We start from the raw sequence: 25471 nt of genomic DNA, 5'->3' as shown, positions 1-25471 counted from the left end.
GCTGCGCGGCAGACATGCGGCGACCAGTTATTGGATTATCTGAAGCAGCACACGAATTACGAGCGGGCTCGACTGCACAGGGAGGCTTGAACGGACAAAGAGTGCCGCGCGCATTTATTTGGTGTCGTTAAAAACCCTCACTTGAAGGGGAGGCAGTCCGCCAACCCAACGAGTTCGAGGAGGCGCCATTTGAATCACGCGAGCCCCATAGCGACCAGCCCTGCTGCCCTGCTGCATCGATACATCGACTATGAGACTGGTCACGCCATCCGAGTTGACCCGCATACGGGGGAGGTCGTCAGTCGAAAGGAACTGGCGTCACTCACGACACCAGAAGCCCAGTATCAGGTGTGGGCTGCTGAACGCAGAGCCGATGTGTCAATCTCTGAGGACCACAAAAAGATCACTTCGGCAGTCACTGATATTGCCCAACGTGAAGCCACTGGGACTAAAGCTGGAGAAGTCGCCAAGAAAGGCCGTGGACGTCCGAGGGCCGCCTACATGAATCCAGTAGCAGCCTACATGCATGTTCTCGCCATTCCCAACCCGCTGCCATGGGTGGATGACATAATTCATGGATCAATCGTCACCAGCGCCGGAGTTGCTAACGGAAAAATCAACGTGAAGCCGAGGGCGGTAGTCGGCGCGCTGTTTCTCTCGGACATCACAGCGGAAGCATGCAAGTCCAGTACGTATTCATTGCGAACAGCTCAACGAATCGCCAAGGCTGCGCGACACGCTGCCCACGGGATAGCCGCGTGCGTGGAGCGACACCCAAAGATCAAGGCGCGGATCAATGAAGAAATTAGAGAAGAGCCTCTATCTCAAGGGTTTCCGAATTAGCGACGGATACTATACGGATACTATAGAGATGACCTTACGGACCACATAAGGACAACATTTGGAGCCTTCCTGTCAACGAACTGGCTCACAGTATTTGTCTTGTGCAAACAAGAAAATCACATTCTCTCAGGACCTTAAGGTTCTGCTCTCCGTTGTCCTAAAGTTGGTTTGGGTCTGGTCAGACCACGCCCCTGATCACCTCAGTTAACTCAATGACCTTGGGTCTACCTGCCCCGCCTCTCCTCATCTTCGCCCGTCGCTGGGTTTCTCCATCAACGCAGTTCTTCCGTTTGCTCCTCGTGCCTACTGCCAGCCCCTTGTCGTGGGTCTGTGTGCTGGCCGTGGGGAGCGAACTCAGGGGAGCAAACGAAAGGAAAACGACATCATGGATATTGAACAGTCCTGACACCTGCCCATTTTCATTAAGGGTCATGCCTTCGAGCCGAATGTCGAGGGGCTGTGGCTATTAACTGCGATCAGCAAATCGCTACCGGAATTAACCAAGCCCCCTGCCCAATGGAGTGATCGATATAGGGAGTACTTCGAGCGATGTACAGATTTGCATATCGTCCACGGAGACCATGGCGGCACTTGGGCAACTGAGCGAGCCACTATTGCTTATGCGATAGCCTGTTCCCTCGACTTCTTTGCCATGGTCGTGGATGCGTTCGTGATTATGCGTAATGACTCCATACGGAGTGCCCGAATGGCGTCCCTGGCGCTGACCGAGAATGACAAGTTCCTGGCAGACAACATACCCAAGGTAAGTGCCCTGATGCATTGATCACTTGCATACCGGACAGAAAGTAAAGAGCCGTGGGAAGCCAGTCTATCGGCCTTCCGAGAAAAATAGCCAAAAATCTGAGCTCCCATCTAATCATTCAAATCGCCTCGAATCCCCCCATGGCCCTCCTTTGAGACGTGCGCCGCAACCTGAAATCTGTCGCCAATGGTGTAACCTTCATGTCACCAGAGTCTCTTGAGGTCCCCTATGAAGCCCGCTACGCTTGGCTCGCAGCCACCGACCTCCCAGTTCTGGGCCAACCCGGAAAATTTCGGCAAGTACTGGTGGTGACCATGATCGAACCGACCTGCCCCTGCGGCAGTGGCCGCCCGTTACCTGACTGCTGCGGGCGCTTCCACGGCGGCGTCCCCGCGCCCACCGCCGAGGCGCTGATGCGCTCGCGCTACAGCGCCTATGCGCTGGGCCTGGTGGACTACCTGCGCGATACCACCCTCCCCGCCCAGCAACAGGGCCTTGACCTGGATGCCATCCGCACCTGGAGCCTGGGCAGCACCTGGCTGGGCCTGGAGGTGGTGAGCCACGAAGTCCTCGGCGGGCAGCCGGAACACGCTCGGGTGACGTTCATCGCACGCTGGCACGACGCCAGCGGCGAACACAGCCACCGCGAGTGCTCGGGATTCGTCCAGCGCGACGGCCGCTGGTACTTCCTCGACCCGACCGTGCCGATGAAGCTGGGCCGCAACGACCCATGCCCCTGCGGCGCCGGCGGCAAGCTGAAGAAGTGCTGCGGTCCCTGGATTGAGTAGGACAGCATCGAGTGAGGTGCTAGCCCGCCCCACTTGGGGGCGTTCGGTGTCTGGGCTAGAATCCGCGCTTTTTCCGGGGCGGCGGTGTGTCGTCGCTCCGGCTCCCCCTGCCGGACCTCGCCATGCTGCTGACCGTTCTCTACATCATCGCCATCACCGCCGAAGCCATGACCGGCGCGCTGTCCGCCGGCCGGCGCAGCATGGACCTGTTCGGCGTGGTGCTGGTCGCCTGCGTCACTGCCCTGGGGGGCGGCTCGGTACGCGACATGCTGCTGGGCCATTACCCGCTGACGTGGGTGCGTCATCCCGAATACCTGGCGCTCACCGCTGGCGCCGCACTGGTCACCGTTTTCATCGCCCCGCTGATGCGCCACCTGCGCTCGATGTTCCTCGCGCTCGACGCCGTGGGCCTGGTGGCCTTCACCCTGATCGGCTGCCAGGTGAGCCTGGAGATGGGCCACAGCCTGCTGATCGCCGCCGTGAGCGGCGTGATTACCGGAGTGTTCGGCGGCATCCTGCGGGACATCTTCTGCAACGACGTGCCGCTGATCTTCCGCCGCGAGCTGTACGCCAGCGTGTCCTTCGCCAGCGCCTGGTGTTACCTGATCTGTCTGCAGATCGACGTGCCCAAGGAGCAGGCCATGCTGATCACCCTGTCAGCAGGCTTCCTGTTCCGCATGCTGGCGATCCGCTTCCGCTGGGAAATGCCCAAGTTCGTCTACCAGGACGACCCGCACCAGGGCGACTGATCAGTCTGCGAGCTTCAGATGGCTGGTGTCCGGAGTCGGCCCTGCCGGCGCAGGCTTGGCCTGTCCCATGTCACTGCCTACCGGCGCCACGCTGAACTGGCTGAGATCCACGCGGGGTGCCTGGGCCTCGGGCTTTTCGTCCTGCAAGTCGGCGCCCACCGGGGCGAGGCCGAAGTCCGGCGCGTCCACGTCGGCGAAAGCGGCCATGTATTCGTCCCGCGGCGCCACCTTCAGGCGACCCTGCGCCGAGGGGACTGCCGGCTGCGCCGGAGCGCTGGCGGGCTCGGCGGGCGGCGGCGGAGCCAGCTCGATTTCCTCGATCTGCGCGTCCATGTCGACCACGTCGACGACGGCGCCGGCACGCTCGATCACACTGCGGTACTTTTCCGCCGCCTCGGCATCGAGGTTGTTCTTGATCACCATGCGGCGGCCGGAGAACAGCAGCTCGATACGTTGGGCGTCGGCCTGGAACAACCTGGCCAGATTGGCTTTCACCGTGTCCAGTTGTGCGCCCGGCACCGTCTGACCCGAGAAGGCGATCTCATAGCGGCTCATTTTCACTCTCCTGTGTTAACCCGCCGGTTACATTCGGCCAGTATGGTGCAGCTTCTTTTAACGTAACAACAACTTGCGGCCGAGCAGGTGCTTGGTACACTGGGGCGTCTTGAGGGGTAGACATGAATTATCAGGCGCAAATGATAAGAATTCTCAGCCTGTTCTGGCTGTGCAGCCTCGTCTCTGGCTGCGGCTGGATGGCAGGCAATTTCGAGCAACCCGACGTGAAACTGCAGAAAGTGGACGTCGTGAAAGCTCGCTTGCTGGAGCAGGAGTTTGTCCTGCATTTCCGTATCGACAATCCGAACGATTTCAGTCTTCCGGTTCGCGGCCTGGCCTACAAGGTCAAACTGAACGATATCGACCTGGCCGAAGGCGAGTCGAATAACTGGTTCACAGTGCCGGCCAACGGTCACGAAACCTTCGAAGTACCGGTCACCACCAACCTGTGGCGGCACATGAAGTACATCGTCAAGCTGCTGGAAGACCCGGACAAGCCGATCCGCTACCGTCTCGACGGCGAAGTGAAGACCGGCCTGCTCTTCGGACAGAACGTGCACATTGCCCGCAATGGCGAGATAATTCCCGGCGATTTCATCCCCGAGTGAGCGTCACCATGAGCCAGGAACCCCACGTACACGGTCCGAACTGCAACCACGACCACGATCATGACCACCACCATGACCACGGTCACGTGCACGGCCCGCACTGCAACCACAGCCACGAGCCGGCCCGTAACCCGCTCAAGGATGTGGGCCGCAACGATCCTTGCCCCTGCGGCAGCGGCAGCAAGTACAAGAAGTGCCACGGCGCCTGATCCAGGTCCGGCACTGCGAAGAAGGCCCGCCCAGTGCGGGCCTTCTGCTGTCTGACACCACGATCGACCAACCACTGAAAATCCCGTCGCGCGCGGCTTGCACAGCTATCCTCGGCTCACTAACGTAGCGCGCTTCAAGCAACCTCTTCCAAGCGACCTCTTGTGCAGGAGCACATCCCCATGGCCCCGCGTGCCTTCCGCCGGCTTCCCAGCTTCGGCCTTGCCGCCACCGTCACTGCCGTTGTCAGCCTCACCGGCTGCCAAGGCTGGCTGAATGACCGCTATTCCGACAGCCTGCCGCCGAGCTATGGCGTCCAGCCGATCAAGGGCCTGGCGGATAACGTATCGATCCGCCGCAACAGCCTCGGGATGCCGCTGATCGAGACCAGCACCTTCCACGACGCCCTGTTCACCCTGGGCTACGTGCACGCCAGCGATCGCATCAGCCAGATGGTCGGCCTGCGCCTGATGGCCCAGGGCCGCCTTTCGGAGATGGTCGGCCCCGGCGCGCTGGAGACCGACCGCTTCATGCGCACGGTGAACCTGAAGAAGGCCGCGGATGCGCTCTATGCCGGCGCCTCGCCGCGCCTCAAGCGTTTCTTCGAGACCTACGCGCGCGGCGTCAACGCCTACCTGTACCGCTACCGCGACAAGCTGCCGATGGACCTGGCCGAGTCCGGCTATCGCCCCGAGTACTGGAAGCCGGAAGATTCCGCGCTGGTCTTCAGCCTGCTGAACTTCGGCCTGGCGGTGAACCTGCAGGAAGAGATCGCCTCCCTGGTGCTCGCGCAGAAGGTCGGTGCCGACAAGCTGCCCTGGCTGACGCCGATCTACCCGGACGAGCCGCTGCCGTTCGAAGAGGCGGAAAAGCTCAAGGGCCTGCGCCTGGACGGCAAGATCGCCGGTCTCGACGCCCTCGACCGCGCCGCCGGGCAAGTCGCCTCGCTGCAGATGATGGGCGTCGCCGCCTCCAACAACTGGGCCATCGCCCCGCAGCGCACGCGCAGCGGCAAGAGCATCCTGGCCAACGACACCCACCTGCCGCTGTCCATGCCCTCGGTCTGGAACTACGTGCAGATCCGCTCGCCCAAATACAACGCCGCGGGCGTCTCCATTGCCGGCGTGCCGGGCGTGGTCGCCGGCTTCAACGGCAAGCTGGCCTGGGGCATGACCATGGTCATGGGCGACAACCAGGACCTCTTCCTCGAGCAGGTGAAGCGCCAGGGCAGCAAGCTCTACTACCTTGCCGACGGCCAGTGGAAACCCGCCATCGAGCGCAACGAAACCTTCTTCATCAAGGGCCAGAGCCCGGTCCGCGAAACCATCTACGAGACCCGTCACGGCCCGCTGCTCAACAGCGCCCTGGGCGAGCGCAAGCACGACCTGCAGCCGCTGCCGCTGTCCAGCGGCTACGGCATTGCCTACCAGAGCATCCAGGGCGAGACCGACCGCACCCTCGATGCCTTCTTCGACCTCTCCCGTGCGAAGAACGTCGAACAGGCCTTCGACGCCACCCGCGACGTGCGCGCCATGGCGCTGAACATCGTGTTCGCCGACGAGAAGCACATCGGCTGGCAGGTCACCGGACGCTTCCCCAACCGCAAGGAAGGTCGCGGCCTGCTGCCTTCCCCTGGCTGGGACGGCCGCTATGACTGGGATGGCTACGCCGATCCGATCCTGCACCCGTCCGACCAGGACCCGGCGCAGGGCTGGCTGGGCACCGCCAACCACCGCAGCGTACAGCCTGGCTATGGCGCACAGCTGTCCAGCTCCTGGTACTACCCGGAGCGCTACGAGCGCATCGCCCAGCTCGCCGGCGGCAGCAAGAGCCACGACTACCGCAGCATGATCGCCATGCAATACGACCAGACCACGCCCTTCGCCGGCAAGCTGCAGGCAATGTTCGATGCACCGGGCATGGCGCAGCCGCTGAAGAAGGCCATCGACGCCCTCCCCGCCGACCAGCGTGCTCGCGCCCGTGAAGCGCTGGACCGGATCATGGCCTTCGACGGCAAGCTCTCGCCGACCTCCGGCGACGCCGCGCTGTACGAGGCCTTCCTGCAGGAAAGCAGCAAGCAGATCTTCCTCGACGAACTGGGCCCGGAAGACAGCCCGTCCTGGAAAGCCTTCGTCGAGACCGCCAACCTGTCCTACTCGGCCCAGGCCGACCACCTGCTGGGCCGCGAAGACAGCCCGTTCTGGGACGATACCCGCACCCCGCAGAAGGAAGACAAACCGGCGATCCTCGCCCGTAGCCTGGCTGCCGCCACCACCTTCTGCGAGCAGAAGCTGGGCAGCGACCGCCGTGCCTGGCAGTGGGGCAAGCTACACACCTACGAGTGGGTCAGCGACAGCACCAAGATGGCGCCGAACCTGAGCGCCGGCGAGCGCGCCAGCCTGGGCGCGATCAAGGGCTACCTGGACCGCGGCCCCTACCCGGCCGGCGGCGACCACAGCACGCTGAACGTTTCGGCCTACCACTGGGGCCAGGACTTCAACACCTGGCTGATCCCGGCCATGCGCATCGTCGTCGACTTCGGCCAGAGCGAGCCGATGATCGGCCTCAACAGCAGCGGCCAGTCCGGCAATCCGGCCAGCCCGCACTATGCCGACGGCATCGATGCCTGGCTGAAGGGCAACTACATGAGCTTCCCCTTCCAGTCGCAGAACCTGGAGAAGGTCTACGGCGTGAAACGCCTGACGCTGGTGCCGGAGAAGTGATGATCTGAAAAATATTTCCGGGAGCCGGGAACTTGCTTCCCGCCCCGGAATCAGATTTGTCGACTTACTCCATGATCATATTCAGGCACCCTCTGGGTGCCTTTCTTTTTCCCCTGCCCCGCTCCCGCTGTACTTCCCTTCGCACCACCTTTCCCCGGCCGGTACTCCCGCATCCTTTCCCCCAGGAGTCATCGTCATGTCCGAATTCCTCATCGTCATCACCGGCGGCCCCGGCGCCGGCAAGAGCACGCTGCTCGACCACCTGCACCAGCATCACGGCCTGAACATCGTCGAAGAAGGCGGCCGCGCGATCATCCGCGAGCAACTGGCCCGTGGCGGCGATGCGCTGCCGTGGGCAAACCGGACGGGCTTCTGCCTGGCGATGTTCGAACATGCGCTGGCGACCCGCGCGCAAGCGCTCGACGCGGGCGGACTGTGGCTGTTCGATCGTGGCCTGCCGGATGTGCTGGGGTACGCGCGGCTCTGCGGCCTGCCGGTTCCGGCCCCGCTGGAAACCGCCATACGGGAGCAGCGCTACGGGCGGCCCGTGTTCCTGGCACCGGCCTGGGAAGCCATCTACCGCAAGGATGCCGAACGCCGGCAGGACTTCGCCGAAGCGCAGCGGACAGCGACGGTGATGGCCGAGGTCTATCGGGAGCTGGGATATCGTGTCGTGAAATTGCCGCTCGCCGGGCTGGAGGAGCGAGCGGCGTTCGTGCTGGACGCCCTAGGGGCGCGTCATCACGCCCATTGAGGCGGCTGCGGCCGGCGGTTCGGGAATGCTCACACTGAGGGACACCACGACCTGTCGGCTCTCGCCCTGGATGCCATAGTCGTCGGAGTTGCCATAGCCGAGCCAGATTTCGCTGCCATCACGCACGCGGACGTCGGAGAGCTCGTCGCCATCGCCTTCCAGGCCGTTGAACCAGCCCGAGCTTGCGCCACGTTCCTGGCCCAGGTGCAGCGTGCCGTCCACGGCGAAGGTCAGCGGGTCCTTGCCTGGCTCGACCTGGTTCAGCCAGCCGAGGAACAGCGGCGGCGTGAACCGACTGTGCAGCCAGCAGCGCACCTCGGTGAGGCGCTGACCCTTGAACACCAGCAGCGTGGCGTTGCCATAGAGCAGGCCTTGCTCACCACCGAGCATGGGCAAGCGCGCCGTGGGCTCGCCCAGGCGTTCGACAAAGTCATTCAGGGGGGCATTGGACGGCAGGCCGAGCACGTCGCCACCGGGGGTGACGTTGAGTTCGGCTGCCGCCAGATGGCCGCTGGCGCCCAGCATCAGGGCGCACAGCAGGCCCCGCAATCCTTGCGAGGTCATGTCCGTTTTCTCTCTGTGCGGTGAAATCAGGCCTTGGGCAGGGTGACGCCGGTCTGGCCCTGGTACTTGCCACCGCGATCGCGGTAGGACACTTCGCAGGCTTCGTCCGACTGCAGGAACAGCATCTGCGCCACGCCTTCGTGGGCGTAGATCTTCGCCGGCAGGTTGGTGGTGTTGGAGAATTCCAGGGTCACGTGGCCCTCCCACTCCGGCTCCAGCGGGGTCACGTTGACGATGATGCCGCAGCGCGCGTAGGTGCTCTTGCCCAGGCAGATGGTCAGTACGTCACGCGGGATGCGGAAATACTCGACGGTGCGGGCCAGGGCGAAGGAGTTCGGCGGGATGATGCAGACGTCGCTGTTGATGTCCACGAAGCTCTTCTCGTCGAAGTTCTTCGGATCGACCACCGCCGAGTGGATGTTGGTGAACACCTTGAATTCGGCGGCGCAGCGTACGTCGTAGCCGTAGCTGGAAACACCGTAGGAAATCACCCGGCTGTCATCGGCACCGCGAATCTGGCGCTCGACGAACGGTTCGATCATGCCGTGTTCCTGAGCCATGCGGCGAATCCACTTGTCCGATTTGATGCTCATGGCGGGTGTCCTGTGCGGCGGCTGGAAAAAGAAGGCGAATCTTACCGGGCGTCACAATTTCCGGCAAAGGGTGCGGCCGGATGGTCGACGGCCTTCAGTGGAGTTCCGTAACCTGCGCCGCACTGACTCAAGGAAGAGGCTCCACATGTTTGATCATTTTTCGTCCACTCTTTACCTGAAGCTCTCCCGCGACTGGATCAGCGGCCTGGCGCTGCCGTCTGGCGAAGCATTCGGTGAACCACCGCTGCTCGCCCTGCGCCACGAGGATGGTAAACCCAGGGTTCTTGCGGCCGGCGCCGCCGCCCAGCAGTTGCAGGGCCAGGAGGGCATCGAGATCGTCAACGGCTTCGACCATCCCCGTTCCTTGCTGGCCAATTTCTCCTTCGCCGAGATGACCCTCAAGCTGCTGGTCGGCCGACTCACGCCCAAGTCTCTGTTCAAGGCCGCGCCGGTGCTGATCCTGCACCCACAGGAGCTTCTCGAGGGCGGGCTGACGCAGGTGGAAGTCCGCGGGCTGTACGAGCTTTGCCGCGGTGCCGGGGCACGCAAGGTCCGACTCTGGACCGGGCGCGAGCTCAGCCAGGACGAATTGCGCAGCGGTCAGTTTCCTGTCGGCGCCGGGACGGAATGGCTTCCGTGAGTCCTCAGCGCAGCCAAGCGGTGCGCAAGGTGCGCTGGTCCACCGAAAAGCGCAGCCAGTCTTCGGCATAGCCGTCCGCGCAATCGCACTCGGCGCCGGGCACGGCCTCGCGCACCAGGCGCAGGTCGACGCCTTCGGCTGACTGGCGCAACACCAGGCTGGCGGTTTTCAGCAGGCCTTCCACTGCGCCAGGATCACCCAGGCGCTGGTCGACCACCTGCAGGGTGGCGAGGTCCAGCAACAGCGCATCCACCACCGGCAGGCCGGGGCGGTTGTCGCGCACCACGAGCAGCAGGCCGAGGCCGTTGCCCATGTCCAGCAGCGGCACTGGGTCGCAGGCGCTCTGCGGACTGCCGAGCAGGCCGGTGGCGTGATAGAGGGCCGGCGGTAGTGGCAGCGGCACGCTGGAGCCATCGGCCCGGCGCGCCTGCACGGCCATGTCGTCTTCGAAGGCGTCGCCCGAGGCGGAGCGGAAGTCCAGGGTCACCGGCTGGCCGCCGATCACGCACTGAGCCTGCCAATCGGCGGCGTCTTCGTCTGCCCAGGCCGAATTGCCGGCGAGGCACAGGCTCGCCGCCAGCAGCCAGCCGGCGGCGGTATTCGCATCCTTGCGCATGGCAGTGTTTCCGTATCAGTCGTCGCTGATGGAGATGTTCGGCATGTCCGGCGCGGCCTTCTCGCTCAGGGCGATGCGGGCGCCGACGCAGCGCGCCATTTCCTGGTAGATCATCGCCAGTTGGCTTTCCGGATCGGCAATCACGGTGGGCTTGCCGCCGTCGGCCTGCATGCGGATGGCCATCGACAGCGGCAACGACGCCAGCAGTTCCACGCCGTACTGCGCCGCCAGCTTCTCGCCGCCGCCTTCACCGAACAGGTGCTCGGCATGGCCGCAGTTGGAGCAGATGTGCACGGCCATGTTCTCGACCACGCCCAGCACCGGGATGTTGACCTTGCGGAACATCTCCACGCCCTTCTTCGCGTCGAGCAGGGCCAGGTCCTGCGGGGTGGTGACGATCACCGATCCGGCCACCGGGACTTTCTGCGCCAGGGTCAGCTGGATGTCGCCGGTACCCGGCGGCATATCGATGACCAGGTAGTCCAGGTCATTCCAGGCGGTCTGCGTGATCAGCTGCAGCAGTGCACCGGAGACCATCGGGCCGCGCCAGACCACCGGCGTGTTGTCGTCGGTGAGGAAGGCCATGGACATGACTTCGACGCCGTGGGCTTCCAGCGGGATGAACCACTTCTGGTCGCGGATCTTCGGCCGGGTACCTTCGGGAATACCGAACATGATGCCCTGGCTCGGACCATAGATATCGGCGTCGAGAATGCCGACCTTGGCGCCTTCGCGGGCCAGCGCCAACGCGAGGTTGGCCGCCGTGGTGGACTTGCCCACGCCGCCCTTGCCGGAGGCCACGGCGATGATGTTCTTGACGTTGCTCATGCCGGGCACCTGGGCCTGGGCCTTGTGCGCGGCGATATGGGTTTCCACCTTGACCTGGGCCGAGTCGACGCCGTCCAGCGCTTCAAGGGCCATCTGCACGGTCTGCGCCAGACCGTTCTTGAACAGGCCGGCGGCGTAGCCCAGCTCCAGGGTCAGCGAAATGCGCCCGCCCTGGATATCCAGCTCCCGCAGGTAGCCGGCGTCCAGCAGGTTCTGGCCGGTGTGAGGGTCGTTGATCTGGCGGAGAAGGTTTTCCACCGTGGCTCGGTTGGCGGCGCCCATGGGTACTCCCGATGAAAGACTGAGCAGAATGGGCGGGTATCTTACGCCTCTCGCCGCCGCCTTGCTCGGGATCATCGGGGGCAGGTCGGGGTCCGGCCTTACAGCCAGGCGGGCCACGGATGAAAATTTCCCCCCGCCCCTATATAGTTGCCGATTCCCTCGTTTTAACCGGAACGGCCGATCATCATGTCCGAAGCCCGCAAGATCCTCGTCACCAGCGCCCTGCCCTACGCCAATGGTTCGATCCACCTGGGTCACATGCTGGAATACATCCAGACCGACATCTGGGTGCGCTTCCAGAAGATGCGTGGCAACCAGGCGGTGTACGTGTGCGCGGACGACGCCCACGGCTCGGCCATCATGCTGCGCGCCGAACGCGAAGGCATCACCTCCGAGCAGCTGATCGACGGCGTGCGCGCCGAGCACATGGCCGACTTCGCCGACTTCATGGTCGACTTCGACAACTACCACTCGACGCACTCGGACGAGAATCGCGAGCTGTCCTCGGCCATCTACCTGAAGCTGCGCGACGCCGGCCACATCGCCACCCGTCCGGTGACCCAGTACTTCGACCCGGAAAAGCAGATGTTCCTGGCCGACCGCTTCATCAAGGGCACCTGCCCGAAGTGCGGCACCGCCGACCAGTACGGCGACAACTGCGAAGCCTGCGGCGCGACCTACTCGCCCACCGAGCTGAAGGACCCGAAATCGGCCATCTCCGGCGCCACCCCGGTGCTCAAGGAGTCGCTGCACTACTTCTTCAAGCTGCCTGACTTCCAGACCATGCTGCAGCAGTGGACGCGCAGCGGCACCCTCCAGGACTCGGTGGCCAACAAGCTCGCCGAGTGGCTGGATTCCGGCCTGCAGGAGTGGGACATCTCCCGCGACGCGCCCTACTTCGGTTTCGAGATTCCCGACGCGCCGGGCAAGTACTTCTATGTCTGGCTGGACGCGCCGATCGGCTACATGGCCAGCTTCAAGAACCTCTGCGCGCGCCGTCCGGAGCTGGACTTCGACGCCTACTGGCAGCAGGGTTCCGACGCCGAGCTGTACCACTTCATCGGCAAGGACATCGTCAACTTCCACGCGCTGTTCTGGCCGGCCATGCTCGAAGGCGCCGGCTACCGCAAGCCGACCGCACTCAACGTGCACGGTTACCTGACCGTCAACGGCCAGAAGATGTCCAAGTCGCGCGGTACCTTCGTCAAGGCGCGTACCTACCTGGACCACCTGGACCCGGAATACCTGCGCTACTACTACGCCTCCAAGCTGGGCCGCGGCGTGGACGACCTCGATCTGAACCTCGAGGACTTCGTGCAGAAGGTCAACTCCGACCTGGTCGGCAAGGTGGTCAACATCGCCAGCCGCTGCGCCGGTTTCATCCACAAGGGCAACAACGGTCTGCTGGTCGACGCCAACCCGGCGCCGGAACTGGTCGAAGCCTTCCACAGCGCCGCACCGAGCATCGCCGCCGCCTACGAAGCCCGTGACTTCGGCCGCGCCATGCGCGAGATCATGGCCCTCGCCGACCAGGCCAACGCCTGGATCGCCGACAAGGCGCCCTGGTCGCTGAACAAGCAGGAAGGCAAGCAGGACGAAGTCCAGGCCATCTGCGCCCTGGGCGTGAACCTGTTCCGTCAGCTGGTGATCTTCCTCAAGCCTGTGCTGCCGAAACTGGCCGAAGCCGCCGAAGCCTTCCTCAACGTCGCTCCGCTGAAGTGGGCCGACCATGAGCAACTGCTGGCCAACCACCCACTGAACCCGTTCAACCCGCTGATGACCCGTATCGAGCCCGCGAAAATCGAAGCCATGATCGAAGCCTCCAAGGAAGACCTCGCCGCCGCCAACAAGCCCGCCGGCAACGGCGAACTGACCAAGGACCCGCTGGCCGCGGAGATCAACTTCGACGCTTTCGCCGCCGTCGACCTGCGCATCGCGCTGATCGAGAAGTGCGAGTTCGTCGAGGGCGCCGACAAGCTGCTGCGCCTGTCCCTGGACATCGGCGACGAGAAGCGCAACGTGTTCTCCGGCATCAAGAGCGCCTACCCGGACCCGAGCAAGCTCGAAGGCCGTCTGACCCTGTACGTGGCCAACCTGGCCCCGCGCAAGATGAAGTTCGGCATATCCGAAGGCATGGTCCTCGCCGCCGGCCCCGGCGGTGAAGAGATCTACCTGCTGAGCCCCGACAGCGGCGCCAAGCCGGGTCAACGCGTCAAGTAACGCGCACCGTCACGGCAAGGAGGCCATCGATGAAACTGCACCGCCTGGCAGCGCTCGCCCTGAGCGCTGCCATTGCCGGCTGTGGCGCCTCTTCGGAGCACACAGCCAACTCTGGCGCCGCTTTCCAGGGAGAAGCGGCGAAAGCCGGTTCCTTCCTCGCCTATGAACACCAGGTCGGCATCCGCCTCGCCAGCGAGCGCATCGACGCGCAACTGGCCGACGCCCGCGATGCCTGTATCCAGGACCGCTTCGGCCCCTGCGAGCTGATCGCCATCGAACAGAGCGGCGACAGCCAGATGCGCAATGCCCATCTGGTGGTGCGCATCGTCCCCGAAGGCGTGGAAAGACTCGTCGCTCTCGCCGCCGAGGGCGGGCAACTGCAGAGCCGCAGCACCCGGGCCGAAGACCTCGCCCAGGCCGTCAGCGACAACCAGCAGTTGCATGACCGTCTGCAGCGCGAATACCAGACCCTGCAGGGCTTCCAGGGCCGCAAGGACATGAGCGTCAGCGACCTGCTGGCCCTGGCCAAGGCCACCGCCGAGGTCGAGCAGCAATTGCATGCCGCCCGCCAGGACGCCGCCCAGCAGCAACGCCGCATCGCCACCAACCTGCTGACCCTGGACTTCTCCAGCGAATACCAGCCTACAGGCCGCTGGTCGCGCATTGGCAAAGCCTTCGGCAACTCGCTCGACGAACTCACCGATGGCACCGTCAACGCCATCCAGGTGGCCGCGTTCGGCCTGCCGCTGCTGGTGGTGCTGCTGATCGCCGGCCTGATCCTGCGCTGGCTATGGCGCAAACTCGGAACCCGGCGCGCCGCGAACAACGCATGAAGAAATCCAACATCGTCTTCACCACCCTGCTCACCGGCGGGGTGCTCTACAGCGTGCTGCACCACAACCCGGTGTACCGCGACCTCTACGCCAACCGCGATGACTGCCTGAAGGACTGGGGCAGCACCCCCAATGCCTGCGAGCCGGAGTCCGGCACCAGCAGCAGCGGTGGCGGCGGTTACACCGGCAGCAGCTCGGGGCGCTACCGCGGGCCGAGCTACGAGGAAGGCTCGCGACCGAAGACCGCGCAGACCTACCAGGTGCAATCGCGCCAACTGGTCACCCGCGGCGGCTTCGGCCACTCCGGCGCGCGCTTCTCCGGGGGCGGCTGATGCGTCGTCTGGCCATGACGCCGCGCGTCGACTGGCGCGAACGCTGCGAGGCGGTCGGCTTCACCTTCCACAGCATCGACGGCCTGTACTGGGACGAGTCGGTGGCCTACGAATTCAGCCTCGAACAGATCGAGATGCTGGAGGCCGCCAGCGAAGACCTGCACCAGCGCTACCTGGACTGCGTGGAATGGGTGATCCGCACCGGCCACTTCGAGCCTTTCCAGCTGCCGCCGGGCGCCCGCGAGGAAATCATCCGCTCCTGGAACCGCGAGGACCCGAGCCTGTATGGCCGCTTCGATTTCGCCTGGAATGGCGAGGGCCAGCCGAAGATGCTCGAGTACAACGCGGACACCCCCACCGGCCTGCTGGAGGCCAGCGTGGTGCAGTGGCAATGGCTGAACGACGTGAACCCGGCAGCCGATCAGTTCAACTCACTGCACGAGAAGCTCATCGCGCGCTGGAAGGCCATCGCACCCGACGACCTGCTGCACTTCACCACCATCGACGGCCACGAGGAAGACACCGGCAACGTCCTCTATTTGCTCGACACCGCGCATCAGGCCGGGCTGCCCACGCGCTACCTGCCGCTGGAGTTCATCGGCCACCACGCCGGGCGTGGCACCTTCATCGACCAGTACGAGCAGGACATCCGCCACTGCTTCAAGCTCTATCCCTGGGAATGGCTGCTGCAGGACAGTTTCGCCGAGCATCTGGAGCGCAGTGACATCCGCTTCCTCGAGCCGGCGTGGAAGCTGCTGATGTCGAGCAAGGCCATGCTGCCGATCCTCTGGAAACTCAATCCGCAGCATCCCAACCTGCTGCCCGCCAGCTACCGCCAGGACTTCCCCGGCGCCTACGTGCGCAAGCCGTTGTATTCGCGCGAGGGCGAGAATATCCGCATCGTCGCCGGCGACCTGCAGCTGGAAAGCGACGGTCCTCACGCCAATGCGCCCTGTGTCTACCAGGGCTACGCACCGCTGGCCAACCACGACGGCAACTACGCGGTGCTCGGCTGCTGGGTGATCGACGGCCAGGCCGCCGGCCTGGGCATCCGCGAGGATGCCAGCGCCATCACCCGCGACAGCAGCCGCTTCGTTCCCCACTATTTCGTCTGAAGGATCCGCCATGAACCTGCTGCAGACCCTGCCCAATTTCCTCGCCTACTTCGCCTCGGCCATCGGCCTGTTCGGCCTGTTCACCAGCTTCTACATACGCCTGACGCCCTACGCGGAAATCCAGCTGATCCGCCAGGGCAACATCAGCGCCGCCGTGGCCCTGGTCGGCACCCTGCTGGGCTTCGCCCTGCCGCTGGCGAGCGCCATCGCCCACAGCGTCAGCCTGGTGGACATGCTGATCTGGGGCGTGATCGCCATGCTGGTGCAGGTGCTGGTGTTCCTCGGCCTGTCGCGCCTGGTGCCGGAGCTCAAGAGCGGCATCGAAAGCAACACCCTGGCCCACGGCGTCTTCCTCGGCGGCGCCTCGCTGTGCGTCGGGCTGCTCAACGCCGCCTGCATGACCTACTGAGCGTCCTCGCAATCCACGTCGCCACCCCCCATGTGCTCGAAGCCTTCCAGGTAGAGACACGAGGCATCCGACGCGCAGTCCTGCAGTGAGGCATTGCTCAGGTTGTCCCGCGAGGTGGGGTCGTCGAGGTTCACGTCCGGGAAGATGTCGGCTACCTCCTCCGCAGTCATGATTCTGTCGAAGGTGACGTTGACCGACTGCAGCCGGCCGTACTCCCAGTCCAGCTCGACCATGCTGATGCGTGGATCCAGCTTGCTCACCAGCGCGTCGGGCAATTGCGGGCCGACATAGCTGAGGTCGGTGTCATGGCAGGCATCGCCCCAGTTGCTCAGTTTCTTGCTGGCGGCGCAGCTGAACTGGGCGTCGGGCTGGCCCGTGCGCTGCTCCAGCAGGCAGGCGAAGTCGGCGACGCTCATGCGCGGCCAGCTGACCAGGTCAGCCGTGGTGAAGGGGGCCGCCGAGGCCAGGCCACTGGAAAGCAGCAGGCAAAGGGCGGTGAAGCGTCCGGACAAGGGTTTGCGCATCGCGACTTCCGTGAGGGGAACCGATCAGGTTCGGCAGCCGCCGATATTCCTCCCGCCGCCCCCGACACCGCAACTGATTTCGGGGAGGTACAATTACCTACTTCGCCTCCTGTACTCGACCTATGCCCCCTCGCCGCCATCAACCCGCTGACCATCGGTCTCCGAGCATGATCCGCCTCTCCTTGCGCCCGGCTGCGAGTACCCGGCCATGACCGAACTCGCCCTGATCCTGGTCAGCGCCATCCTGGTCAACAACTTCGTGCTGGTGCAGTTCCTCGGCATCTGCCCGTTCATGGGGGTGTCGCGCAAGATCGAAACGGCGCTCGCACTGGCCCTGGCAACCACCTTCGTCCTCACCCTCGCCTCGGCCGTCAGCTACGTCCTCCAGCGCTACGTGCTGCAGCCGCTGGACGTGGAGTTCCTGCGCACCATCGGTTTCATCCTGGTGATCGCCGTGCTGGTGCAGTTCACCGAGCTGCTGGTGAAGAAGGCCAGTCCGCTGCTGGCGCGAACACTGGGCATCTTCCTGCCGCTGATCACCACCAACTGCATCGTGCTGGGCGTGGCGCTGCTCAATGTGCGCAATCCGGCGCTCGGCTTCCTGCAAGCCACCTTCCAGGGCTTCGGCGCTGGACTGGGCTTCACCCTGGTGCTGGTGCTGTTCGCCGCCCTGCGTGAGCGCATCGCCATCGCCGACGTGCCCAGGCCGTTCAAGGGTGCGGCCATCGGCATGATCACCGCCGGGCTGATGTCCCTGGCGTTCATGGGCTTCAGCGGACTGCTCAAGCCATGATTGCGGCATTGCTGATCATCCTGGCCTGCCTCGCGAGCGCCGTGGCGCTGCGTCAGGCCTCGGCGCGGGTGAACGTCGCGGACGCGTCCATTGCCGGGCGGATCAACGACCTGCTGCCGCAGACCCAGTGCGGCCAGTGCGGCTACGCCGGCTGCAAGCCCTACGCCCAGGCCATTGCCGACGGCGATGCCATCAACAAGTGTCCGCCCGGCGGCGCCGCGACCATCGCCGCCCTCGCCGAACTGCTGGACGTTGCCCCCCTGCCGCTGGACGCCGCCGAGGAGACGCCGCTGCGCGTGGCCTATATCCGTGAGGCCGAGTGCATCGGCTGCACCAAGTGCATCCGCGCCTGCCCGGTGGATGCCATCGTCGGCGCGGCCAAGCTGATGCATACGGTGATCGCCGACGAATGCACCGGCTGCGACCTGTGCCTGGAACCCTGCCCGGTGGACTGCATCGAGATGCGCGACCTGCCGGTGCGCGTCGACGACTGGACATGGCCGCTGCCGCCAGGCCGACTGATCCACAGCGACCGGGAGCGGGCGGCATGAACGTGCAGGTCTGGAACTTCCCCGGCGGCCTGCACCTGCCGGCCAACAAGCAGCAATCCACCGCCACGCCGATCCAGCAGCCGCCGCTACCGCGCCGCCTGGTGCTGCCGCTGCAGCAGCACATCGGCGAGCCCGCCGTGCCCTGTGTCGAAGTCGGCCAGCGCGTGCTCAAGGGCCAGCTGATCGCCGAGGCTGGTAGCGCCATCAGTGCTGCGCTGCATGCGCCGACTTCCGGCAGCGTGGTGGAGATCAGCGAGCAACCTTATCCGCACAGTTCCGGCCTGCTGATGCCCGCCATCGTCATCGAGAGCGACGGCGCGGAGACGTGGATCGAGCTCACACCCGAGCCCGAGTATGCGTCCCTTTCCGGGGTCGAACTGCTGCAGCGCATTCGCCAGGCGGGCATCGCCGGGCTCGGCGGCGCCGGCTTCCCGACCGCCGCCAAGCTGGCCTCCCGCGCCCAGGACGATCTGCACACCCTGATCATCAATGGCGCCGAGTGCGAGCCCTATATCAGCGCCGACGACCTGCTGATGCGCGAGCGCGCGGTCGCGCTGGTGGACGGCATCGACGTGCTGATGCACATCCTCCAGCCAAAGCAGGTGCTGCTCGGCATCGAGGACGACAAGCCCGAGGCCATCGCCGCCGTGCAGATTGCCATCGGCGAACGGCCGATCCGCCTGCAACCGGTCCCGACCCGCTATCCCTCCGGCGGCGAGCGCCAGCTCATCCAGCTGCTCACCGGCCGCGAGGTGCCTGCCGGCGGGCTGCCGGCGGATATCGGCATGCTCTGTGTGAACGTCGGCACCGTCGTCGCCGTCGCCGACGCCGTGCTGCGCGGGCGGCCGCTGATCTCGCGCATCACCACCCTGACCGGCGCCGCCCTGGCGCATCCGTGCAACGTCGATGCACTGGTCGGCACGCCCGTGGCCGAGCTACTGGCGTTCGCTGGTCTCGACCACGCGAAGCTGGACCGACTGCTCCTCGGCGGCCCGCTGATGGGCGACAGCCTGGCCTCGCTGGACGTGCCGCTGATCAAGACGACCAACTGTCTGCTGGCTGCCACCGGCGAGGAACTTCCGCCCCCGCCGCCGGAGATGCCCTGCATTCGCTGTGGCGACTGCGCCCAGGCCTGCCCCGCCAGCCTGCTGCCTCAGCAGCTGTACTTCTTTGCCGAAGACCACGACCAGTTGATGGCGCACCACCTGTTCGACTGCATCGAATGTGGTGCCTGCGCCTACGTCTGCCCGTCGAGCATCCCGCTGGTGCAGTACTACCGGGCGTCCAAGGGCGAGATTCGCCAGCGGGAACAGCGCCAGCTGAAGGCCGAGCAGTCACGCCTGCGCTTCGAGCACCGCCAGGACCGCCTGCGCCGCGAAGAAGAGCAGCGCGCCGCCGACCGCCTGGCTCGCCAGGAGCGCGTCGCGCGCGCACAGGAAGAGCAACCCGACGCCGACGTGCCCGCCGCACCGGACGCGCACTCGGTGATCGAGCGAGTGAAGGCCGAGAAGGCCGTGGGCAACGCGTCGGACCGGCTCAAGCGCCTGAAGATCGAGGCAAGCATGGCCCAGGTCGCGCTGAAGAAGGCCGAGAAGCAACTGGCCGCTCACGACACTGACCAACTGCGCGCGCAGGTGGCCGAACTGCGCAGCGCCGCCGACGAGGCGAAAGCCGCGCTGGCGGCTGCCGACGCGCAAGGCGCCAGCCCGGCCTCGGCTCCCGTCTCGGACGAGGCGGCGCTGAAGAAAGCCCGGATCGACGCCGCCATGGCCCGCGCGCAGTTGAAGAAATCGGAGAAAGCCTTCGGCGAGTCCCCCACTGACGAGCAACACGCCACCCTCGCCTCCTTGCGTACAGACGTCGAACGCATCGAGCGCCAACTCAACGAACAGCAGGGGATCGCCATGCCGATCGAACCTAAAACCGAGCAGACCGTCGATGGCGTTCTGGCGCTGCGCCAGGCCAAGCTGGTCTATATCGCCCAGCGCGATGCCCTGCGTGCCGCCGAGCGCAAAGGCGCACCCGCCGAGGAGCTGAACGCGATCCGCCAGACGCTCGCCGCCGCGGAAGCCGCCCTGCACGCCGCCGAAGACGCCAGCGGCAAGGCGCCGCCGGACCTGGTGCGCACCGACAAACGTCCGATTACCAATGCCTTGCGCGCTGCCAAGACCGAATTGGCCTACGCCCGTGCCGACCTGAAAAAGCTCGAACGCGAGAGCGCCAGCGACGCTGCACTGAATGCCGCTCGCGAGCGCCTGCAAGCAGCCGAACGTGCTGTCGACGATGCCAGCGGTGAGGCGCCTTGATGAAGCTGCCACGCATCAGCTCGCCCCACGCCACAGGCGCCAACCGCACGCAGCGAGTCATGCTGACGCTGCTGGCCGCTTGCGCTCCGGGGGCGCTGGTACTGATCGGTCTGTACGGCATCGGCACGCTGTTCAACCTGCTCTGGTGCAGCCTGCTCGCCCTCTCCACCGAAGCGCTGATGCTCATGCTGCGCGACCGGCCAGTGACGTTCTTCCTCAAGGACGGCAGTGCACTGGTCACCGCCGTATTGCTCGCCCTGGCCCTGCCGCCCTACGCGCCCTGGTGGCTGAGCGCGGTGGCCACGGTGTTCGCACTGATCTTCGGCAAGCACCTGTACGGCGGTCTCGGACAGAACCCGTTCAACCCGGCAATGGTCGGCTACGCGGTGGTACTGGTGTCCTTCCCGCAGCAGATGAGCCAGTGGCCCGCGCCGGACAGCGCGCTCGGAATCGGCAACGGCCTGCGACAGATATTCGGCCTTGCCAGCCAGGGGCCGGACGCCTGGGTCGGCGCCACGGCGCTGGACGTAGTGCGCAACAACCACAGCCTGACCATGGAAGAATTGCTGGCGCAGTCACCTGCCTTCGGCAGTGTCGGCGGGCGCGGTGTCGAGTGGGTCAACCTGGCTTTCCTCGCCGGCGGGCTGTTCCTGCTCTGGCGCAAGCTGTTCACCTGGCACGCGCCGGTGGGCATGCTCGGTGGCCTGTTCGTCATCAGCCTGCTGTTCTGGAACGGCACCGGCTCGGACTCCCACGGCTCGCCGCTGCTGCACCTGTTCAGCGGCGCAACCATGCTCGGCGCCTTCTTCATCGTCACCGACCCGGTCTCCGGCGCCACCAGCAACCGCGGCCGGCTGCTGTTCGGCATCGGCGTCGGCATGCTCACCTACGTGATCCGCGCCTGGGGCGGCTACCCGGACGGCCTGGCCTTCGCCGTGTTGCTGATGAACCTCGCCGCGCCGACCCTCGACTACTTCACTCGTCCGCGTACCTATGGACACAAGAAGCCCGAACGCGGCTTCAAGGCTGGGGATCGATGAACCGCGAACTGCTCAAGAGCACCCTGGCGCTGGGCCTGGTCGCCCTGATCGTCTCGGGCGTGGTGGCGACGGTCCACCAGTTCACTGCCCAGCGCATCGACACGGCGCAACGCGAGGCGCACGGCCGCACGCTGCTGGAACTGCTTCCCAGGGACAGCTACGACAACCACCCGCTGGAGACCAGCGTCAGCACCTTCGATCCCAAACTGCTCGGCCGTGACGAGCCAGCACCCGCCTACGTTGCCCGGCTGCAGAGCCAAGCCACGGCGGTCGTGCTCCAGCCCGTGGCACGGGACGGCTATGGCGGTTCGATCCAGCTGCTGGTGGGCGTGACCGCGCAAGGCCGTCTGCTCGGCGTGCGGGTTGTGGCGCACCACGAGACACCCGGCCAGGGCGACCGCATCGAACTGGGCAAGAGCGACTGGCTGCACGGCTTCGACGGTCGCTCACTGAATGATCCAGCCGAGCCCGGCTGGAAGGTGAAGAAGGACGGCGGCCAGTTCGACCAGTTCGCCGGCGCCACCGTGACCCCGCGTGCGGTGGTCAAGGCCACGCACCTGGCGCTGCAGTACTTCGACGCGCACAAGGCGGAGCTGCTCGCCCCTGCGGCATCGGGAGACGAGCATGAGTAAACCCGGCTACCGCGAAATCGCCCTGCAGGGCCTATGGAAGAACAATCCCGGACTGGTCCAACTGCTCGGCCTGTGCCCGCTGCTGGGCACCAGCAGTTCCATGGTCAATGCGCTCGGCCTGGGGCTGGCAACGATCTTCGTGCTGGTCTGCTCCAGCATCAGCGTGGCGCTGATCCGCGGCACGCTGAGCGAGGCCGTGCGCCTGCCGGCCTTCCTGCTGATCATCGCGACGCTGACCACTTGCGTCGAACTGCTGATGCAGGCCTGGCGCTACGAGCTGTACGAGGTGCTGGGCATCTTCGTGCCACTGATCACCACCAACTGCGTGATCCTCGGCCGTGCGGAATCCTTCGCCGTGAACAACGGCGTGGCGCGCTCGGCGTTCGACGGGCTGATGATGGGGCTGGGTTTCGCCCTCGTCCTGCTGGCCATCGGCACCCTGCGCGAACTGCTCGGCCATGGCACCCTGCTGGCCGGCATGGACCTGTTGTTCGGCCCCGGCGCAGCCGGCTGGAAACTGCAGATTCCCGGCTACCAGGGCCTGCTGCTGGCGGTGTTGCCGCCCGGCGCCTTCCTGGTGCTGGGCCTTTTGCTTGCACTGAAGAACCGTATTGATGAAAGCCTGGCGGACCGCGCCAAGGCGCCAGCGGGCGACGCACCCGCTACCGAGCGCCAACGCGTCCGCGTGACCGGAGTGATCGAATGAATGCCGCCAAGCGCGCGGAGATATTCCGCCGACTCAAGGAAGACAATCCCAACCCCGAAACCGAGCTGGCCTACAGCACCCCCTTCGAGCTGCTGATCGCCGTGCTGCTTTCCGCCCAGGCCACCGACGTCGGGGTGAACAAGGCCACCGCCAAGCTCTACCCGATGGCCAATACCCCGGAGGCGATCTACGCGCTGGGGGTGGAAGGCCTGTCGGAGTACATCAAGACCATCGGCCTGTACAACAGCAAGGCGAAGAACACCATCGAAACCTGCCGCATCCTCATCGAGAAACACGGCGGCCAGGTGCCGGAGAACCGTGAAGACCTCGAAGCCTTGCCAGGCGTGGGCCGCAAGACCGCCAACGTGGTCCTCAACACGGCTTTCCGACAGCCGGCGATGGCGGTGGACACGCATATATTCCGAGTCTCCAACCGCACCAACATTGCGCCGGGACGTAATGTGCTGGAGGTGGAGCGCAAACTGCTCAAGTTCGTGCCCAAGGAATACCTGCTGGATGCGCACCACTGGCTGATCCTGCATGGCCGCTACGTCTGCAAGGCGCGCAAGCCACAGTGCGGCAGCTGCCGAATCGAAGACCTCTGCGAGTACAAGCACAAGACTTCGGACGATTGAGCGTTATGGGAAATTTCCTTCAGGCTGATTGAAAAAATCTTTTTTACCGCTTACGTCTTTGTCGCTATAAGGGGCGCCAACACACCCCGTGTTGTGGAGTGCACCGAATGGCAAACGACAAAGAAGACCTCGAACTCGAGGACGATGTCAGCACAGACGACAGCGATGAAGGCGCCGAATCGACGGCAGAGGTCGCCAAGACCAACCTGACCAAGCGCCGCATCATCGACAACTATCTGGAAGAGCGTCGCCTGCAACGCCAACTGTCCGACTACGATTTCGATCTGTAAGCCTTCTCCTAAGCAAAGTACCTGAATGAAAAAGCCCCGCAGACTGGCGGGGCTTTTGTTTTCTGCTTTTACGGGGTCACACCGCGATGCCGGTGCGCTGCACCACCCGATAGCACGGCTCGTACGCCGCACCACCCGGCAGCTTCATGCGGTGCTGCTCGACGAAGGACTGCAGCAGTGCATCCAGCGGCCGCATGATTGCCGCATCGCCGTGGATCTCGTACGGCCCGAACTCCTCGATCATGCGGATACCGCGGTCCTTCACGTTGCCGGCGACGATGCCGGAGAACGCCCGGCGCAGGTTCGCCGCCAGTTCGTGGGGCGGCACGTCGCGGCCCAGGTCCAGGCTGGCCATGTTCTCGTGGGTCGGCTCGAACGGGCGCTGGAAGCCCTCGTCGATCTTCAGCAGCCAGTTGAAGTGGTAGGCGTCGTTGCGCTCGCGGCGGAACTGCTTGACCCGCTTCAGGCCGGCGCTCATTTCCCGCGCCACTTCCGCCGGGTCGTCGATGATGATCCGGTAGCGCTGCTGCGCGGCCTCGCCCAGCGTCGCGCCGACGAAGGCGTGCAGCTGTTCGATGTAGGCCGCCGCGCTGCGCGGGCCGGTGAGCACCAGGGGGAACGGCATGTCCTGGTTTTCCGGGTGCATGAGGATGCCCAGCAGGTAGAGGAATTCCTCCGCCGTGCCGACCCCACCGGGGAACACGATGATGCCGTGGCCGACACGAACGAAGGCCTCCAGGCGCTTTTCGATGTCCGGCAGGATCACCAGTTCGTTGACGATGGGGTTCGGCGCCTCGGCAGCGATGATCCCCGGTTCGGTCAGGCCCAGGTAGCGGCCGTCGGTGATGCGCTGCTTGGCATGCCCGATGGTGGCGCCCTTCATCGGGCCCTTCATCACGCCCGGGCCGCAGCCGGTGCAGACGTCGAGGCTGCGCAGGCCCAGCTCGTGGCCGACCTTCTTGGTGTACTTGTACTCGTTGGTGCTGATGGAGTGGCCGCCCCAGCACACGACGATCTTCGGCTCCACGCCGGCGTGCAGGGCGCGGGCGTTGCGCAGCAGGTGGAAGACGTAGTCGGTGATGCCGGCCGAGCTGTCCAGGCCGAAGCGCCGGCTGTTCAGCGCGTTCTGGGTGTAGACGATGTCGCGCAGGGCGCTGAAGAGCATCTCGCGGGTGCTGGCGATCATCTCGCCATCGACGAAGGCGTCGGCCGGGGCGTTGAACAGTTCCAGGCGCACGCCGCGGTCCTGCTGGTGGATTTCCAGTTCGAAGTCGCGGTAGGCGTCGAGGATGTGCTTGGCGTTGTCGATCTGCGTGCCGGTGTTGAGGATGGCCAGGGCACACTGGCGGAAGAGTTTGTAGGTGCTGCCCGAGCCCGCTTCGCTGAGCTGGTGCACTTCACGCTGGGAGAGAGTTTCGAGGCTGCCCTTGGGGCTGACCGAGGCATTGTTTACCGGTCTTGGGGACATGCTGTATTCCTTGACGATGGAAGCCGGGCGCCGTGGCGCGGGGCGTTCCGATAAATCGATGCGGCCGTCCATTCGGCCGTCATTGCCGGGGGCGTCACGGCGGG

General features: G+C 65.0%; 28 protein-coding genes. 21 read left to right on the top strand and 7 right to left on the bottom strand.

Going from position 1 to position 25471, the window contains the following annotated elements:
- Positions 1 to 189 precede the first annotated feature (189 nt).
- The 3 genes from AC1ZV1_RS07845 to AC1ZV1_RS07835 all read left to right on the top strand — a co-directional run bounded on the left by AC1ZV1_RS07845 (position 190) and on the right by AC1ZV1_RS07835 (position 3143).
- Positions 190 to 843 (top strand): hypothetical protein, encoded by a 654-nt coding sequence (locus AC1ZV1_RS07845; protein WP_484296207.1) that lies wholly within the window; start codon positions 190 to 192, stop codon positions 841 to 843.
- Between the two features lie 1077 nt (positions 844 to 1920).
- A complete protein-coding gene (locus AC1ZV1_RS07840) occupies positions 1921 to 2394 on the top strand; it encodes a YchJ family protein (protein WP_484296206.1) in 474 nt (157 codons plus the stop codon).
- A 122-nt stretch (positions 2395 to 2516) separates the two neighbouring features.
- Positions 2517 to 3143: a trimeric intracellular cation channel family protein gene (locus AC1ZV1_RS07835; RefSeq protein WP_484296205.1), complete on the top strand. Its 627-nt coding sequence runs from the start codon at positions 2517 to 2519 to the stop codon at positions 3141 to 3143.
- On the opposite strand, the gene AC1ZV1_RS07830 is transcribed toward AC1ZV1_RS07835, so the two are convergent.
- On the bottom strand, positions 3144 to 3698 hold the full coding sequence (locus AC1ZV1_RS07830) for a hypothetical protein (protein WP_484296204.1): 555 nt from the start codon (positions 3696 to 3698) through the stop codon (positions 3144 to 3146). It lies immediately after the preceding gene.
- Between the two features lie 122 nt (positions 3699 to 3820).
- Here AC1ZV1_RS07830 and AC1ZV1_RS07825 point away from each other — a divergent pair, with 122 nt between their 5' ends.
- From AC1ZV1_RS07825 to AC1ZV1_RS07810, 4 genes are all read left to right on the top strand, one after another.
- The gene (locus AC1ZV1_RS07825) at positions 3821 to 4306 is read left to right on the top strand and encodes an LEA/WHy family protein (protein WP_484296203.1); all 486 of its coding nucleotides are present in this window, start codon (positions 3821 to 3823) and stop codon (positions 4304 to 4306) included.
- Between the two features lie 8 nt (positions 4307 to 4314).
- Positions 4315 to 4515, top strand: coding sequence for an SEC-C metal-binding domain-containing protein (locus tag AC1ZV1_RS07820; RefSeq protein WP_024765232.1), 201 nt, complete (start codon positions 4315 to 4317; stop codon positions 4513 to 4515).
- Positions 4516 to 4695: 180 nt separating this feature from the next.
- The gene (locus AC1ZV1_RS07815; protein ID WP_484296202.1) at positions 4696 to 7236 is read left to right on the top strand and encodes a penicillin acylase family protein; all 2541 of its coding nucleotides are present in this window, start codon (positions 4696 to 4698) and stop codon (positions 7234 to 7236) included.
- A gap of 196 nt (positions 7237 to 7432) precedes the next feature.
- Positions 7433 to 7990: an AAA family ATPase gene (locus AC1ZV1_RS07810; RefSeq protein WP_484296201.1), complete on the top strand. Its 558-nt coding sequence runs from the start codon at positions 7433 to 7435 to the stop codon at positions 7988 to 7990.
- Here AC1ZV1_RS07810 and AC1ZV1_RS07805 read toward each other — a convergent pair.
- On the bottom strand, positions 7964 to 8554 hold the full coding sequence (locus AC1ZV1_RS07805) for a hypothetical protein (RefSeq protein WP_484296200.1): 591 nt from the start codon (positions 8552 to 8554) through the stop codon (positions 7964 to 7966). The two genes, AC1ZV1_RS07810 and AC1ZV1_RS07805, sit on opposite strands and share 27 nt — an antisense overlap.
- Before the next feature lie 26 nt (positions 8555 to 8580).
- Entirely contained in the window at positions 8581 to 9147 is a 567-nt protein-coding gene (gene dcd / locus AC1ZV1_RS07800) for a dCTP deaminase (RefSeq protein ID WP_017521037.1), read from the bottom strand.
- Between dcd and AC1ZV1_RS07795 the strand changes: the two genes are divergently transcribed.
- Positions 9128 to 9787 (top strand): hypothetical protein, encoded by a 660-nt coding sequence (locus tag AC1ZV1_RS07795; protein ID WP_484296199.1) that lies wholly within the window; start codon positions 9128 to 9130, stop codon positions 9785 to 9787. The genes dcd and AC1ZV1_RS07795 overlap by 20 nt on opposite strands.
- A 4-nt stretch (positions 9788 to 9791) precedes the next feature.
- Here the strand turns inward: AC1ZV1_RS07795 and AC1ZV1_RS07790 are convergent, their stop codons facing one another.
- Together AC1ZV1_RS07790 and apbC are read right to left on the bottom strand one after the other, a co-directional pair.
- A complete protein-coding gene (locus tag AC1ZV1_RS07790; protein WP_484296198.1) occupies positions 9792 to 10403 on the bottom strand; it encodes a hypothetical protein in 612 nt (203 codons plus the stop codon).
- A gap of 15 nt (positions 10404 to 10418) precedes the next feature.
- The gene (apbC, locus tag AC1ZV1_RS07785) at positions 10419 to 11513 is read right to left on the bottom strand and encodes an iron-sulfur cluster carrier protein ApbC (protein ID WP_138212531.1); all 1095 of its coding nucleotides are present in this window, start codon (positions 11511 to 11513) and stop codon (positions 10419 to 10421) included.
- A 186-nt stretch (positions 11514 to 11699) separates the two neighbouring features.
- Here apbC and metG point away from each other — a divergent pair, with 186 nt between their 5' ends.
- The 5 genes from metG to AC1ZV1_RS07760 are packed head-to-tail and all read left to right on the top strand — an operon-like array spanning position 11700 to position 16422.
- Positions 11700 to 13733: a methionine--tRNA ligase gene (gene metG, locus AC1ZV1_RS07780; RefSeq protein WP_484296197.1), complete on the top strand. Its 2034-nt coding sequence runs from the start codon at positions 11700 to 11702 to the stop codon at positions 13731 to 13733.
- Positions 13734 to 13762: 29 nt separating this feature from the next.
- On the top strand, positions 13763 to 14566 hold the full coding sequence (locus tag AC1ZV1_RS07775) for a DUF4349 domain-containing protein (RefSeq protein WP_484296196.1): 804 nt from the start codon (positions 13763 to 13765) through the stop codon (positions 14564 to 14566).
- Positions 14563 to 14898, top strand: a complete 336-nt coding sequence (locus AC1ZV1_RS07770; protein WP_484296195.1) for a hypothetical protein — start codon at positions 14563 to 14565, stop codon at positions 14896 to 14898. The genes AC1ZV1_RS07775 and AC1ZV1_RS07770 overlap by 4 nt, the downstream gene beginning before the upstream one ends.
- Entirely contained in the window at positions 14898 to 16013 is a 1116-nt protein-coding gene (locus AC1ZV1_RS07765) for a glutathionylspermidine synthase family protein (RefSeq protein WP_484296194.1), read from the top strand. Before AC1ZV1_RS07770 ends, AC1ZV1_RS07765 begins: the two co-directional genes overlap by 1 nt.
- A gap of 10 nt (positions 16014 to 16023) precedes the next feature.
- Positions 16024 to 16422 (top strand): DUF350 domain-containing protein, encoded by a 399-nt coding sequence (locus tag AC1ZV1_RS07760; protein WP_484296193.1) that lies wholly within the window; start codon positions 16024 to 16026, stop codon positions 16420 to 16422.
- Here the strand turns inward: AC1ZV1_RS07760 and AC1ZV1_RS07755 are convergent.
- Positions 16416 to 16946, bottom strand: coding sequence for a hypothetical protein (locus AC1ZV1_RS07755; RefSeq protein WP_484296192.1), 531 nt, complete (start codon positions 16944 to 16946; stop codon positions 16416 to 16418). The genes AC1ZV1_RS07760 and AC1ZV1_RS07755 overlap by 7 nt on opposite strands.
- A 208-nt stretch (positions 16947 to 17154) precedes the next feature.
- On the opposite strand from AC1ZV1_RS07755, the gene rsxA reads away from it, so the two are divergent.
- From rsxA to AC1ZV1_RS07715, 8 genes are all read left to right on the top strand, one after another.
- Positions 17155 to 17739 (top strand): electron transport complex subunit RsxA, encoded by a 585-nt coding sequence (gene rsxA / locus AC1ZV1_RS07750; protein ID WP_484296191.1) that lies wholly within the window; start codon positions 17155 to 17157, stop codon positions 17737 to 17739.
- The gene (gene rsxB / locus AC1ZV1_RS07745; protein WP_484296190.1) at positions 17736 to 18290 is read left to right on the top strand and encodes an electron transport complex subunit RsxB; all 555 of its coding nucleotides are present in this window, start codon (positions 17736 to 17738) and stop codon (positions 18288 to 18290) included. Before rsxA ends, rsxB begins: the two co-directional genes overlap by 4 nt.
- Positions 18287 to 20596 carry an electron transport complex subunit RsxC gene (rsxC, locus tag AC1ZV1_RS07740; protein WP_484296189.1) on the top strand — a complete coding sequence of 770 codons (2310 nt, stop codon included), beginning with the start codon at positions 18287 to 18289 and terminating at the stop codon, positions 20594 to 20596. Before rsxB ends, rsxC begins: the two co-directional genes overlap by 4 nt.
- Positions 20596 to 21636, top strand: coding sequence for an RnfABCDGE type electron transport complex subunit D (locus AC1ZV1_RS07735; RefSeq protein WP_484296188.1), 1041 nt, complete (start codon positions 20596 to 20598; stop codon positions 21634 to 21636). Before rsxC ends, AC1ZV1_RS07735 begins: the two co-directional genes overlap by 1 nt.
- Positions 21633 to 22268 carry an electron transport complex subunit RsxG gene (gene rsxG, locus AC1ZV1_RS07730; RefSeq protein WP_484296187.1) on the top strand — a complete coding sequence of 212 codons (636 nt, stop codon included), beginning with the start codon at positions 21633 to 21635 and terminating at the stop codon, positions 22266 to 22268. Before AC1ZV1_RS07735 ends, rsxG begins: the two co-directional genes overlap by 4 nt.
- On the top strand, positions 22261 to 22974 hold the full coding sequence (locus AC1ZV1_RS07725) for an electron transport complex subunit E (protein WP_484296186.1): 714 nt from the start codon (positions 22261 to 22263) through the stop codon (positions 22972 to 22974). Before rsxG ends, AC1ZV1_RS07725 begins: the two co-directional genes overlap by 8 nt.
- Positions 22971 to 23609: an endonuclease III gene (gene nth / locus AC1ZV1_RS07720; protein WP_484296185.1), complete on the top strand. Its 639-nt coding sequence runs from the start codon at positions 22971 to 22973 to the stop codon at positions 23607 to 23609. The genes AC1ZV1_RS07725 and nth overlap by 4 nt, the downstream gene beginning before the upstream one ends.
- A gap of 107 nt (positions 23610 to 23716) precedes the next feature.
- A complete protein-coding gene (locus AC1ZV1_RS07715; RefSeq protein ID WP_484296184.1) occupies positions 23717 to 23899 on the top strand; it encodes a PA3496 family putative envelope integrity protein in 183 nt (60 codons plus the stop codon).
- 76 nt (positions 23900 to 23975) lie between these two features.
- Here AC1ZV1_RS07715 and ppnN read toward each other — a convergent pair whose 3' ends face one another.
- Positions 23976 to 25367, bottom strand: coding sequence for a nucleotide 5'-monophosphate nucleosidase PpnN (ppnN, locus tag AC1ZV1_RS07710; RefSeq protein ID WP_484296183.1), 1392 nt, complete (start codon positions 25365 to 25367; stop codon positions 23976 to 23978).
- Between the last annotated feature and the right edge of the window lie 104 nt (positions 25368 to 25471).

The organism is Pseudomonas sp. BB438, assembly GCF_057180225.1.
Note: the sequence above shows the minus strand (reverse complement) of the source record. Positions and strands in the feature narration are given on the sequence as shown.